This window comes from Variovorax paradoxus, assembly GCF_024734665.1.
GTDB lineage: Bacteria > Pseudomonadota > Gammaproteobacteria > Burkholderiales > Burkholderiaceae_C > Variovorax.
Genome location: NZ_CP102931.1, coordinates 6,951,017 through 6,963,601 on the forward strand (window position 1 = coordinate 6,951,017; position 12,585 = coordinate 6,963,601).

Genomic DNA, 12,585 nt, shown 5'->3' on the forward strand with positions numbered 1-12,585 from the left:
TGTCTTTAACTTGAACACTTTCCTGCTCATGATGCGTCTTGCTTCCCTGTCCTTCGTCGCCCTCGCCGCTGCGCTCGCATGCGGCGCCGCGGCCGCACAGACCGCCTTCCCCGCCACGCTCTCCGGCCACGCCGTGCTGCCCGCGCAAAGCTTTGTGGCCGCGCCCAAAGATGCGCCGGCCGACCTGCAGGTCAGCGGCAAGTTCACGACCGGCAAGCGCGTCGAAGCGGTCGGCACGGTCGAAGGTCTTTCGGCCGGCCGCGGCACCGGCGTGTCGGTGCCCTTCAAGGGCCAGCCCCTGCAGGGCCACTCGGGCATCAAGAAGATGGACGACGGCAGCTTCTGGATCCTCACCGACAACGGTGCGGGCGCGAAGGCCAACTCGCCCGACTTCATGCTCTACCTGAACCACTACAAGGTGGACTTCAAGGGCGGCAAGCTCAATCGCATCAACACCATCTTCCTGCACGACCCCGACAAGAAGGTGCCCTTCCGCATCGTCCACGAAGGCACGAAGCAGCGTTACCTGACGGGCTCCGACTTCGACCCCGAGAGCTTCCAGTTTGCCGGCGGCGCGCTGTGGATCGGCGAAGAATTCGGCCCCTTCCTCATCAAGGCCGACCTGAAGGGCAAGGTGCTCGCGGTGTTCGACACGCAGGTCGACGGCAAGGTCGTGCGCTCTCCCGACCATCCGGCCGTGACCACGCCGGGCGCACCGGGTGGCGCGGTCGACTTCCAGATCAAACGCTCCAAGGGTTTCGAAGGCATGGCCTCGTCGAAGGACGGCAGCAAGCTCTATGCGTTGCTCGAAGGCCCGGTGTGGAACGCCGAGGCCAAGGACTACGAAAAGGTCGAAGGCAAGGAAGCGCTGCGCGTGCTGGAGTTCGACGTGGCCACCGAGAAGTGGACCGGCCGCCACTGGAAATACGTGCTCGAAGCCAATGGCAACGCCATCGGCGACTTCAACATGATCGACGGCACCACGGGCCTGATCATCGAGCGCGACAACGGCGAAGGCACGAGCGACAAGGCCTGCCCCGAAGGCCAGAAGCGCACCGATTGCTTTCATGACATCGCCAAGTTCAAGCGCGTCTACAAGGTCGAGCTGAGCGACGCGAACGTGGGCGGCCCGGTGCGCAAGATCGGCTACATCGACCTGCTGAACATCGCCGACCCCGACAAGCTCGCACGCAAGCCGCTGAACGACGGCGTGCTGAAGTTCCCTTTCTTCACGATCGAAAACGTCGACGTGGTCGACGCCACGCACATCGTGGTCGGCAACGACAACAACCTGCCCTTCTCGAGCAGCCGCGAGCCGAACAAGGCGGATGACAACGAGCTGGTGCTGCTGGAAGTCGGGGCATTGCTGCAGGCGAAGTAAGTTGCCCTGGCCGGGGCGAAAGCCCCGGCTCGCAGACTGGGCGGTAGGGAAAAGTTCTTGCCAGATGAGTATCATTCTCATCTTCGTTAGCCCTTTTCCCTTTCATGAATCCCCGAACGACCCCGCCCGCCGTCCGGCGCGCGCCGTGACCATCGGCGTTCGTTATCGCCTCGGCGTGGCCTCTCGCGCAGCAGCAGCCATCTTCGGCGGCTACGGCGTCGCCGCCCTGTCCGCCGCCGTGCTTGCGCTCTGCCTGCCTGCCGCTTTCGGCATGGCCCGCAGCGAAGCCGCGATGACCGGCACGCTCGCTTCCTTCGCCATCTTCGCGTTCGCGGTGATGTGGGTTTTTGCCGCGCGCACCGCGCTGCGGGCCTGGTCCGGCCTCGTCATCGTCGCGGCACCGCTGGCCCTGCTGTTGCTGCTGCTCATGCGCACCACCGGAGGCGCCGCATGAAGGAAGGCTTCCGCCAGTCGATGGCTTGGCTGCACACATGGTCGGGCCTGCTGGTCGGCTGGGTGCTGTTCATGGTGTTCGCGGCTGGCACGGCTTCGTATTTCAAGGACGAGATCACGTTCTGGATGAAGCCGGAGCTGCACGCGGTCGCGCAGAACGCCGTGCCGCCGGTCAAGGCCGTCGAGAGCGCCGTAGCCTACCTGCAGCAACGCGCTGCGGACAGCCCGCGCTGGTTCATCAACCTGCCGAATGAGCGCCAGCCGTCGACCGACGTGCTGTACCTCGCGCCGCCCGCACCGGCCGGTGCTGCAGCAACTGCCAAGGCCGGCGAGAAGCCCCGCCGCCGCTTCGACCGCGCCTCGCTCGATCCCGCCACCGGCGAAGCCATCAGCGCACCGCGCGTCACGCGGGGCGGCGAATTCTTCTACCGCCTGCACTTCGACCTGCACTACATGCCCGCGCTGTGGGCACGCTGGATCGTCGGCTTCTGCGCGATGTTCATGCTGGTCGCCATCTTCAGCGGCATCGTCACGCACAAGCGCATCTTCAAGGACTTCTTTACCTTCCGCCCGAAGAAGGGCCAGCGCTCGTGGCTCGACGCGCACAACGTCACCGCCGTGCTCGCGCTGCCCTATCACCTGATGATCACGTACACGGGCCTGGTCACGCTGATGTTCATGTACATGCCCTGGGGTCCGCAGGTGGCCTACAAGGACCGCGGCGGCGAGCAGGCCTTCTTCTCCGAGGCCTTTCCCGGCAGTGGCCGCGACCAGTTCAAGGCCTCGGGCAACAGGGTGCCGCTAGCGCCCATCGCGCCGATGATGGCGCAGGCCTCCGCGCACTGGGGCGGCGCGGCGGTGGGCCGCGTCACGGTGCATCAGCCCAACGACGCCAACGCGGTGGTTTCGCTCACGCGCGCCGAGGGGCCGCAGCTGTCGTACGACCAGCCGTCGATGCAGTTCAACGGCGCGACCGGCGCGCTCATCGGCGCGTTCGGCGATGTGCCCAAACCGGCGGCCGAGACGCGCGGCGTGCTCTACGGCCTGCACATCGGCCGTTTCGGCGATCCGCTGCTGCGCGCGCTGTTCTTCCTCTCGGGGCTCGCGGGCTGCCTGATGGTCGCGACGGGGCTTCTGATGTGGGCCGTGAAGGAACGGCAGAAGTTCGCGAAGACGCTCAAGCAGGGCGGCCGCGTCAGCTTCGGGCTGCGGCTGGTCGATGGACTGAACCTCGGCGCCGTCGCCGGCCTGCCCGTCGCGATGGCTGCCTTCTTCTGGGCCAACCGCCTGCTGCCAGTCGATGTGGTCGAGCGTGGCGAAGCGGAGATCCGCTGGTTCTTCATCGTCTGGGGCACGACCGCCGTGCTGGGCCTGCTGCGGCCCACCTTGCGCATGTGGCAAGCGCAGCTTGCGTTGGGCGCGCTGTTGTTCGCGGGGCTGCCGGTGCTCAATGCGTTCACCGGCCCCGCGCCGCTGACGGTGAGCCTGCGCAACGGCCCGACCTCGGTGGCGGGCTTCGACCTGGTCGTGATCGCGCTGGGCCTGGGGCTCGCGGGCGCTGCATGGCTCGTGGAGCGCAAGCGCCGCAAGTCGATTGCGAAGCAGGCGGCGGCGAAGACGCCACCACCATCATCGACGCTTGCCACTTCGGGCCAGGGCTCATGACGAGCGACTCGCTGCTCCTCGGCCTCGTGTTCGCCGCATCGCTTGCGGGCTTCTGCGCGCTGAGCCTTGCGATGGACCGCCACAGCGAAGACGTCTTCGGCCGCGGCAGCACGCCGGGCCCGTGGCGGCGCTGGCTGCAACTGGGTGGCGCCGTGCTGCTGTGCCTGTCGCTGGTCGCGAGCCTGCGGGTGGCGGGCAGCACGATTGGCTGGGTGCTTTGGCTGGGTGCGCTCACGGCGGCAGCGCTATCCACGGTGGGGTTGCTCAGCTATGCGCCGCGCCGCTTTCACTGGATCGCATTCGCGGCCGCAGCGGTCACGCTGTGCAGCCTGCTGCTGGCCGCGTCGATCACGGCGTGATGCGCAGCGCCTGCCCGCAGATCGCGCTCTTCATGCCGGCCGCCGCACCGAGCTGCCGCCCGAGAGCACGCCCTGCGTCATCGGCAGCGCCATGAAGTCGTGCGGGAAGCCCATCGCGACGGCGCTGGCCGCATCGAGGCGCTGCAGCGCGGAGCCGTCGAGCTCTACATCGAGCGCACCAAGGTTGTCCTCGAACTGAGCGAAGGTGCGCGCGCCGATGATCGGCATCACCGTCGGCGCGCTGCGGTGCAGCAGCCACGCCAGTGCAATCTGCGCGGGCGAGCGGCCCTGCTCCTTCGCGACCTGCGCGACCACCTCGGCGATGTCGAGCGAGCGGGCGGTCAGCGCGCCGTTGCCTGCTGCCACGTCCTTGCGCGAGCCGGTCACGCCCGAATCGGGGTCCTTGCGATAGTCCAGGTCGGCGCGCGTGTACTTGCCCGACAGCACACCGCTGCCCAGCGGCGACCACGCCATCACGCCCAGCCCGAGCTCGCGCGCCATCGGCAGCAGCTCGCGCTCCACGGTGCGTTCGATCAGGCTGTACTCGATCTGCAGCGCCACCAGCGGCGCCCAGCCGCGCAGCTCGGCCAGCGTCTGCATGCGCGCGACCTGCCAGGCCGGCGTGTCGGAGATGCCCGCGTAAAGCACCTTGCCTGAGCGCACGAGATCGTCGAAGGCGCGCATCACTTCGTCGAAGGGCGTCAGGTTGTCCCAGATGTGCAGGTACAGCAGGTCGATGTAGTCGGTGCCCAGGCGCTTCAGGCTGGCCTCCACCGAGCGGACCATGTTGCGGCGGTGGTTGCCGCCCGCGTTCGGGTTGCCTGGCTGCATGTTGAGCGAGTACTTGGTGGCCACGACCACCGACTCGCGCCTGTCGGCGATGAACTGGCCCAGCAGCCGTTCGGAACTGCCGTTGGTATAGAAGTTGGCGGTGTCGATGAAGTTGCCGCCGCGCTCCACATACGCATCGAACATGCGGCGCGATTCGCCCGCGTCCGCGCCCCAGCCCCATTCCTGGCCGAAGGTCATCGTGCCCAGCGACATGGGGCTGACGCGCAGGCCGGAGCGGCCGAGGGTGAGGTAGTTGTCGAGCTTCATGGTGAATGTCCTTTTCGAGTTGAGATGGCAGCGTTGGCCTGGCGATAAAGTTACCTGCCGGGCGTTGTGGAACAAAGCCGTGCCACCTTCAAGCTTTATGAAGCCGCGCTTCAAGACGCAGGACCTGGCGGCGCATTGGACTAAAGTCCGATGACGGGCTCGATGGCTTGCATCAGCATCCGGATTTCCTTGTTGCTGCGGCCAGTCGACCTCACGGGGCTGGCCGTTTTCACGCCTTGGCCTTGACCATCCGATGAGTACTTCGCCGCCCGCGCCCTCCGACGATCCGGTGTTCGCCTCCCGCATGGCCGCGCTGCGGCGCAATCTGCCCTTCGCATTGCTCGGCGTCATGCTGACCGTGGCGCTGGTCATCGCAGCGCTGTACCGCGTTGTGCCGCATGCGCAGCTGGCCGCCTGGGCCGCAGCCAACGCAGTGCTGACCGCCGCTCGTGGCTGGGGTGCGTGGCGCTACCGCCTCGCGAAAGATGGCGCGGCCCTGCATCGCTGGCGCCGCTACACGCTGGCAGGCACGGTGCTCGGCGGCCTGCTGTGGGGGCTGCCCATTGCCTGGTGGATGCTGAGCGTGCCCATGGCCCATCAGATGTTCCTGGTCATCGCATTGCTGACCATGGGAACGGGCGCCATCTATGCCTACTGCATCGACCTTCCGCTGCTCTACGGCTTCCAGGTGCCGTACTTCCTGCCGTCCATGATTTCGATGGCCTTTCTTCAGGAGCCGCTGCTGGAGGTGATGGCGTTTGCTGGCGTGCTCTATCTCTTCGTGACCCTGGCCTTTGCGCACCGCATGCACCGCACGCAGGTCGACTCCCTGCGGCTGGGCTTCGAGAACCTCGACCTCCTGAAGCAGCTGCAACTGGAGAAGGAAGCCGCCGAGCGCAGCGACCTTGCCAAGTCACGCTTTCTGGCTGCTGCCAGCCACGACCTGCGACAGCCGGTGCATGCCCTGAGCTTGTTCGTCGGCGTGCTGCGCGAACAGGCGCTGCCTTCGCTCAGCCGCCATCTGGTGGACAACATCTCGCGTGCGACGCAGGCCATGGGCGCGTTGTTCGAAGGCCTGCTCAACCTCTCGCGGCTGGATGCCGGCGTGGTGCGGGCGCGGGTGCAGCCTGTTGCGCTGGCCGGACTGTTGGAGCAGATCGCGCTGGAGTTCGCGCCGCAGGCCGCGGCCCGTTCTCTGGCGCTGCGCATGCGGCCTTCCGATGCCTCGGTGCTGTCCGACCCGGCGCTGCTCGACCGCATCCTGCGCAACCTGGTGGACAACGCCATCCGCCACACGAAGCACGGCGGCGTGCTGGTTGGCTGTCGGCGCGCGGGCAATGCCCTTCGCGTCGAGGTGTGGGACACCGGCCCCGGCATTCCGCCCGAGGAGCATGAGCGCGTGTTCTGGGAGTTCCACCAGCTGGGCAACCCCGAACGTGACCGTGCCAAGGGATTGGGTCTGGGCTTGGCCATCGTGCGCCGCACGGCTGCATTGCTGAAGCATCCGCTTGCGATGCGATCGCGTGTCGGGCGGGGCACCGTCTTTGCGTTGACGGTGCCGACGGCGAAAGTCGGCGCCCCCGTGCATGGCGCGGCCCCGGACACGGCTTCGCAGGCGCTCCCGCAGGCAGAGTCGGAGTCCGCACTCATCCTCGTGATCGAGGACGATGCGCCCAGTCGCCACGGTCTGCAGCTGCTGCTGCAAGGCTGGGGCCATCGCGTGATCGCCGCTGCCGGCGCAGCCGAAATGCTCGAGCTGACCGCCGCGACGCCCGGCAAGCCGAGCCTCATCGTCAGCGACTACCGCCTGCGCGAGCATGAGACCGGCATCGAGGCCATCGACCGCCTGCACGAGGAATACAACGACGACGCCATTCCCGCGTTGCTGGTCAGCGGCGATACCGATCCGCAGCGCCTGATCGAGGTGGCCGCGCGCGGATGGCCGTTGCTGCACAAGCCGGTGGACCCGGCGCTGCTGCGCGCGGCAATGGCGCAGCTGCTGGCCTGATCAGCGGACCCAGGGCCGCGGTGGCACCGGTGGCGGGATGCGCGGCGGCTGCCCGCCGATGGGCGCCACGGCATTGCCGAGTGAACGGCCGACAGGCACGGCGGGATTGGAAGAAGACACCAGCGTGGGCGCCGAAATTTCGAAGGCGTCGTAGTTGCCCAGCGCCAGCGCATAGGCGACCAGGTTGGCCAGCTGCGTGGCGCCGCCCTCGTTCGCCGACGGCGGCTTGAGCACCGGCTTGCTGCCGGGCTGGTACGGCTTGCCCTTGGGGTTCATACCCGTCAACACCTGTCGGGCATCCGCGCGGGCCGTGTGATAAGCGTTGAACACCACGTCCTTGGCGATATCGACCATGCGTTCCGAGATCTGGTCGGTGTCCTTGTGCATCAGCTCGGCAACGCGCTCGGCACGCACTTGCATGCCTTCCACGTAGGCGTTGATCTTGATGAGCTGCTGGCGCAGGTCGGACGCGGCCATGCGCACCTTGGCCGCCACGCCCGGATAGAGCACGGCGTCGTTCAGGCCGGTGATCTGGTCCGGCATGGAATTGATCAGATTGGCGATGTGCTTGTACTGCGACATGGCCGCTTCCGCGGCGGCCATCGCATCGCGGTCATCGCGAAAGAGCGCTGCGGCGTCCTCGTTGCCGCGCTTGGCGATCACGCCGTCGGCCTCACGGATGCTCTTGCCGTGCAGGTAGCGGTCGAGGCCGCCTTCGGCCTCGCCGACGATCAGGCCCCCGAGCTTGATGGTGCCAGTCACCACCTGCTTGAGGTACTTGGCGCCGGGCACCGGAATGGCGCCCAGCCCCGCCTTGGCCACGGCGGCAACGCCCTTGAGCACCAGCTTCTGCATGTCGGCTGTGTTGCCGCAGTACTCGCCCAGCAGCATGGTGAGCTTCTTCTTGAACGGCACGCTGAAGCTGTCGTTCGACTTGGCGCGGAAGGCATCCCAGGTCCGCTCGACCAGGTCGGTCTTCTGGACGACGGCCGCGCTCACCACGCCCCAGTCCTTGGTGCGCATCCGGTCAAGGAGCATGCGCACACCTGCCGACATTTCTTTCTCGTAGTACTCGCAGAGGCTCTTTCCGAGCTCGTCGAATCTGGTTTGCGGAATATCAAGCATGTATGCAGAACTCTCGGTGTGTGTGGTGGCGGAGCGATCGGCCTCGATGCTAGGCCGGGCTCGTGTGCGGCGCATTGAACCAAAGGCCAATGACAGGCGCCATCACACAAACTAGCGAGGGCGGCCCAGGAGCCCGGCACGGCGGGCCACGATCACGGCCTGGGTGCGGCTGTTCACCTCGAGCCCGGCGAAGATGGCCGAGATGTGCGCCTTCACGGTTCGCTCGGTGGTGCTCAGCCGCTGCGCGATGTCGGCGTTGCGCAGGCCCTCGCACAGCAAGTGCAGCACCTCCGTCTGGCGCGCGGACAGGCGGGTCAGCGGATCGACGGCGCCCGCCAGGATCGGCATCGATGCCGGGCCGAGCGGCGATGCCCACACCACGCCGCTTTGCCCCTGCATGACGCGGCGCAGGGCATCCATCAGCTGCCTGCTGTCGGCCGACTTGTGCACGAAGCCGTGCGCGCCTTCGGCCAGCGCGGTTTCGGCGTCCTGCGGATCTTCGGATGCCGACAGCACGAGGATGCGCAGGCCGGCCCGGCGCCGGCGCAACTGGCCCAGGAGCGCGGCGCCCGCCACGTCGGGCAGGTAGAAGTCCGTCATCACCGCATCGGGCACCGACGGCATCTGCGCAAGCATGGCCAGCGCTTCGGTGCCATTGCCGGCTGTCTCGATCACAAGGGTGGGATCTTCCTGGCGCAAGGCCAATGCCAGGCCCTCGCGGAACATGGCGTGATCGTCGATCAGCAGGATGGTGGGCATGGGCTGGGAAATGACCCGGGCGGGCTCTTGTTAACTGGCTCGGGACTCTACCTGTGCCCTCGGCCGGATGATTATTAATAAAAACGACTTGTTGCGTGGATAGATTGCGCGGACTGCATCGGACGACCGGTCCGGTCCGTTTGCGTTTTCAATCTTTCCATTCACTTCGCCATGTCGCCCCTTTCGTCTTTCAGCCGGCCCTTCGCCATCACTCTTGTCGCGGCACTCTGCCTTTCGGCATGCGGAGGAGGCGGCGACGGCGGCGCCTCGTTCCCCATCACCGGCACGCCGCCGGCCACCACGAATCCGCCCGCCGTTGTCGTGGCCGGTCCGCCGAAGGACCTGGGCTTCACCGACACCGCGCCCGTGCCCGATACGGTCGCCATACCGCCCTTCGTCGACAACGTCGCGACCAACCAGCGCGGCGATGCGCGCTATGCGACCAAGGAAACGAATGCCGGCGTGCGTGTGGTGGCGGGCTTCCTCGACTTCTGGCAGCCCAGCACGCTGCTGGTCGACGCAGGCGTATCGGCCCCTGCGCAGGGCAGCTTTCCGGCTGTCGTTGCATCCACGTGGAGCGGTATTCCGGGCGACGCCACGGACGGCAAGATCCTCAACAGCGGGGTGCTGAACAGCAATATCCAGTACGTCGTCGACGCCACCAATGCGCGCACCAGTGCGCAGGAGCTGGCCGCCTACCTGGACGACCGCCGCGGCAAGGGCTACAGCATCAGCGACGGCATGGGGCCGCTTACCAGTGCCTGGCGCACTGCCACGCAGCAGAGCACCACCATCACCGGCATCGCCGCCGACGCCACCACCGTGCTCTACAACGACGGCGGCAGCGACATCGGCGTGCCTGGCGCAGCCAACCCCACCTTCGGCACCGTGGTGGACCTGCTCAACAACATCGGCGAGAACGCCTCCACCGAACCCGCCAAGCGCTATTACAAGTACGCGCGCCCATGGCGCTGGAGCAGCAGCGTGAAGGTGGTGCCTGCGCTGGAGCCCGCCAAGAGCAGCACGCCCACCACCGACGGCGGCTTCGTGAGCGGCCACACGGCCGAGGCCGTGCGCAAGGCCATCGCGTTCGGCTACGTGGTGCCGCAGCGCTTTCAGGAGATGGTGGCGCGAGGCCTAGAGCTCGGCGAGAACCGAATCCTGGCGGGCATGCATTCGCCGCTGGACGTGGTCGGCGGCCGCATACAGGGTCAGGCCGCGGCGGCCGCGAGCCTGGCCACTGGCGCCAACGTTGCGCGCAAGAGCGCAGCGTATGCGCAGGCGCAGTCCGTGCTGATGGCCGCGGTGGGTGCGAGCGATGCAGCCGCCTTCAACAACTTTGCCCATTCACAGGGCACCGCGACTGATCGCTTCGCCGACCATGCCGCGAGCAAGGCCGACTATTTGCGCCGCCTGACCTTCGGCTTCAAGCAGGTGGCCGATGCGACCAAGCCCGCCGTGGTGCCCAAGGGCGCCGAAGTGCTGCTCGAAACGCGCCTGCCCTACCTCGACGCCACCCAGCGCCGCGTGGTGCTCAAGACCACGGCGGTGGCTTCGGGCTACCCGGTGATGGACGACCCCGAAGGCTGGGGCCGCCTCAACCTGTTCGACGCGGCCGACGGCTACGGCGTCTTCAACGGCGACGTGGTCGTGACCATGGACGCCAGCCTCGGCGGCTTCAATGCGATGGACAGCTGGCGCAACAACATCTCCGGCGCCGGCAAGCTCACCAAGAAGGGCAGCGGCACGCTCGCGCTCGGCGGCAGCAACAGCTACGCGGGCGGCACGCAGCTCGTGGAAGGCACGCTGCAGGCAGACGCTGCGGCGGCCTTCGGCAAGGGCAATGTCTACGTCGGTGGCGGCACGCTGGTCTGCAATGCGCCTTCGGCGGTCACGATGGCGGGCGCCTACACGCAGCTGGCAGGCACCACGCTGCAGCTGAATCTCGGCGGCAATGGTGCCGGCCGCCTGAGCGTGGCCGGCGTGGCCGCGCTGGACGGAACGCTGACCCTGAGCTTCAAGCCCGGCTTTGCGCCCAGCGCGGGCGACACGCTCACCGTCATCAGCAGCGGCGCGCTGACCGGCCGGTTCTCGGCCATCAATGCGCCGGGCTTCAAGGTCACGCCGACCTATACGGGAACGCAGCTCGTCGTGCGCTTCGACGCATGAGCTAGGGTGGCTGCCATGGCTTCTTTGTGAAGCCCGTCTTCATAATGGCCGCCATGTCCCCCGAGCTCCTGCCCGCCATTGCCGCCTTCGCCCGCGTGGCGCACCACGCCAGCTTCACGCGCGCCGCGCAGGAGCTGGGCGTGTCGCCCTCGGCCCTCTCGCAGACCATGCGCACGCTCGAACAGAAGCTAGGCGTGCGCCTGCTCGACCGCACCACGCGCCGCGTCGGCGTGACGGAGCTGGGCCAGCAGTTTCTCGAAGGCGCGCAGCCCGCGCTGGCCGCGCTCGCGCAGGCGGTCGAAGGCATCGACGAGGCGCGCGACAAGCCTGCCGGCCTGTTGCGCCTGAACGTCTCGCGCGTGGCGGCCGAGCTGCTCTTCTTTCCGCACTTCGGCGCCTTCGCCGCCGCCTATCCGGACATCACGCTCGAGTTTGTCTGCGACAACCGCATGGTCGATCTCGTGGAAGGCGGCTTCGATGCCGGCATTCGCCTGGGCGAAAGCCTGGCGCAGGACGTGATCGCCGTGCCGGTGGGCGGGCCGGTGCGCATGGTGACCTACGCGGCGCCCAGCTATCTGAAGGGACGCAAGCTGCCGCGCACGCCCGAAGACCTGCGCGAGCACCAGTGCCTGAACTACCGCTTGACCACAGGCGGCATCTATCGATGGGAATACGCGCAGGACGGGCGCGTGCTGGACGTCGAACTCGCCGGCCCGCTGATCAGCAACGACAGCGACCTGCTGCTGGCGGCAGCACGTTCGGGTGCGGGCATTGCAACGTCTTTCGAGGGTGCGGTGCGCGAAGACTTTGCAAGCGGCAAGCTGGTGCCGCTGCTGGAGGCCTGGTGGCCGACCTTTCCGGGCTTCTACCTGTACTACCCGAGCCGTGCGCAGATGCCGCGCAAGCTGCGGGTGTTCATCGACTTCCTGCATGCGCGGCATGCGCCGCCGCCGGTGTCGCAGCGGGCCGTCAAGAATGCGTCGGCTGCTACAGCTCGCGCGCAGCGCGCGGCAACCGCTCGGCCAAGATCGTGATCAGCGAACGGGCCTCGGCCTCGTCGAGCGAAGGCGCGATCCTGAAGCTGCGCTGCCCGTAGTCGAACGCGATCAGTCCCATGCCCGCGCCGAACAGCGGCGGCATCGACGCGCGTTGATTGCGGAAGATATCGAACGAGAACTCGACGACCCGCAAGCGCGAAATCGCATGCACCGCATAGGCGCGCGTGCGCCCCAGGCCCCAGATTTCCACGCGATGAACCAGCGACCCTTCTTCGACCGAAATCAGTTCGCGGCCGAAGACTTGCCACAGCACGCAGAAGAATGCCCATGCACCACCCAGGGTCCAGCCCGTGAGCCAGAGCGTGAGGAACCACCGGTCGGTGTCGTGGCGGCTCGGGTGCAGTAGCTGGTTCGCGGCCGTGAACTCGCCGAAGCACCAGCCAGTCAGCCACACGCACATGAAGAGCAGAAACAGCCAGTGCTTGCGCGCGGGCACCACGGCCCGAAGCCCGCCGCCGGGCGTCGTTTCGATGGCGTAGCGGGCGGCCAGCGGCTGGACGTTCATGGCGT

The 12,585-nt window shown here is 67.4% G+C and carries 11 protein-coding genes; 7 read left to right on the forward strand and 4 right to left on the reverse strand.

From position 1 onward, the window contains the following. Positions 1 to 28: 28 nt before the first annotated feature. The 4 genes from NWF24_RS32495 (at position 29) to NWF24_RS32510 (ending at position 3,858) form a co-directional block, all read left to right on the forward strand. The gene (locus NWF24_RS32495) at positions 29 to 1,381 is read left to right on the forward strand and encodes an esterase-like activity of phytase family protein (RefSeq protein WP_258352114.1); all 1,353 of its coding nucleotides are present in this window, start codon (positions 29 to 31) and stop codon (positions 1,379 to 1,381) included. A gap of 64 nt (positions 1,382 to 1,445) precedes the next feature. Beyond that, positions 1,446 to 1,835 carry a DUF3649 domain-containing protein gene (locus NWF24_RS32500; RefSeq protein ID WP_309148849.1) on the forward strand — a complete coding sequence of 130 codons (390 nt, stop codon included), beginning with the start codon at positions 1,446 to 1,448 and terminating at the stop codon, positions 1,833 to 1,835. After that, complete coding sequence (locus NWF24_RS32505) at positions 1,832 to 3,499, forward strand: PepSY-associated TM helix domain-containing protein (RefSeq protein WP_258352115.1); 1,668 nt, start codon at positions 1,832 to 1,834, stop codon at positions 3,497 to 3,499. Before NWF24_RS32500 ends, NWF24_RS32505 begins: the two co-directional genes overlap by 4 nt. Continuing rightward, positions 3,496 to 3,858, forward strand: a complete 363-nt coding sequence (locus tag NWF24_RS32510) for a DUF3325 domain-containing protein (RefSeq protein ID WP_258352116.1) — start codon at positions 3,496 to 3,498, stop codon at positions 3,856 to 3,858. The genes NWF24_RS32505 and NWF24_RS32510 overlap by 4 nt, the downstream gene beginning before the upstream one ends. 30 nt (positions 3,859 to 3,888) lie before the next feature. Here NWF24_RS32510 and NWF24_RS32515 read toward each other — a convergent pair whose 3' ends face one another. After that, complete coding sequence (locus NWF24_RS32515; RefSeq protein ID WP_258352117.1) at positions 3,889 to 4,956, reverse strand: aldo/keto reductase; 1,068 nt, start codon at positions 4,954 to 4,956, stop codon at positions 3,889 to 3,891. Between the two features lie 253 nt (positions 4,957 to 5,209). On the opposite strand from NWF24_RS32515, the gene NWF24_RS32520 reads away from it, so the two are divergent. After that, positions 5,210 to 6,964, forward strand: a complete 1,755-nt coding sequence (locus NWF24_RS32520) for an ATP-binding response regulator (protein WP_258352118.1) — start codon at positions 5,210 to 5,212, stop codon at positions 6,962 to 6,964. On the opposite strand, the gene NWF24_RS32525 is transcribed toward NWF24_RS32520, so the two are convergent. Both NWF24_RS32525 and NWF24_RS32530 read right to left on the reverse strand, forming a co-directional pair. Then, positions 6,965 to 8,002, reverse strand: coding sequence for a hypothetical protein (locus NWF24_RS32525; RefSeq protein WP_258352119.1), 1,038 nt, complete (start codon positions 8,000 to 8,002; stop codon positions 6,965 to 6,967). Between the two features lie 198 nt (positions 8,003 to 8,200). After that, positions 8,201 to 8,848: a response regulator transcription factor gene (locus NWF24_RS32530; RefSeq protein WP_258352120.1), complete on the reverse strand. Its 648-nt coding sequence runs from the start codon at positions 8,846 to 8,848 to the stop codon at positions 8,201 to 8,203. A 171-nt stretch (positions 8,849 to 9,019) separates the two neighbouring features. Between NWF24_RS32530 and NWF24_RS32535 the strand changes: the two genes are divergently transcribed. Both NWF24_RS32535 and NWF24_RS32540 read left to right on the forward strand, forming a co-directional pair. After that, positions 9,020 to 11,017, forward strand: coding sequence for a phosphatase PAP2 family protein (locus NWF24_RS32535; protein WP_258352121.1), 1,998 nt, complete (start codon positions 9,020 to 9,022; stop codon positions 11,015 to 11,017). 53 nt (positions 11,018 to 11,070) lie between these two features. Further along, positions 11,071 to 12,051 carry a LysR family transcriptional regulator gene (locus NWF24_RS32540; protein WP_258352122.1) on the forward strand — a complete coding sequence of 327 codons (981 nt, stop codon included), beginning with the start codon at positions 11,071 to 11,073 and terminating at the stop codon, positions 12,049 to 12,051. On the opposite strand, the gene NWF24_RS32545 is transcribed toward NWF24_RS32540, so the two are convergent. Next, entirely contained in the window at positions 12,005 to 12,580 is a 576-nt protein-coding gene (locus tag NWF24_RS32545) for a hypothetical protein (protein WP_258352123.1), read from the reverse strand. The genes NWF24_RS32540 and NWF24_RS32545 overlap by 47 nt on opposite strands. Positions 12,581 to 12,585: the final 5 nt, after the last annotated feature.

Coding starts and splice junctions, on each gene's coding strand:
- NWF24_RS32515 (WP_258352117.1), bottom strand. CDS start 4,956: ATGAAGCTCGACAACTACCTCACCCTCGGCCGCTCCGGCCTGCGCGTC.
- NWF24_RS32540 (WP_258352122.1), top strand. CDS start 11,071: ATGTCCCCCGAGCTCCTGCCCGCCATTGCCGCCTTCGCCCGCGTGGCG.
- NWF24_RS32535 (WP_258352121.1), top strand. CDS start 9,020: ATGTCGCCCCTTTCGTCTTTCAGCCGGCCCTTCGCCATCACTCTTGTC.
- NWF24_RS32505 (WP_258352115.1), top strand. CDS start 1,832: ATGAAGGAAGGCTTCCGCCAGTCGATGGCTTGGCTGCACACATGGTCG.
- NWF24_RS32525 (WP_258352119.1), bottom strand. CDS start 8,002: ATGCTCCTTGACCGGATGCGCACCAAGGACTGGGGCGTGGTGAGCGCG.
- NWF24_RS32500 (WP_309148849.1), top strand. CDS start 1,446: ATGAGTATCATTCTCATCTTCGTTAGCCCTTTTCCCTTTCATGAATCC.
- NWF24_RS32530 (WP_258352120.1), bottom strand. CDS start 8,848: ATGCCCACCATCCTGCTGATCGACGATCACGCCATGTTCCGCGAGGGC.
- NWF24_RS32510 (WP_258352116.1), top strand. CDS start 3,496: ATGACGAGCGACTCGCTGCTCCTCGGCCTCGTGTTCGCCGCATCGCTT.
- NWF24_RS32495 (WP_258352114.1), top strand. CDS start 29: ATGATGCGTCTTGCTTCCCTGTCCTTCGTCGCCCTCGCCGCTGCGCTC.
- NWF24_RS32520 (WP_258352118.1), top strand. CDS start 5,210: ATGAGTACTTCGCCGCCCGCGCCCTCCGACGATCCGGTGTTCGCCTCC.
- NWF24_RS32545 (WP_258352123.1), bottom strand. CDS start 12,580: ATGAACGTCCAGCCGCTGGCCGCCCGCTACGCCATCGAAACGACGCCC.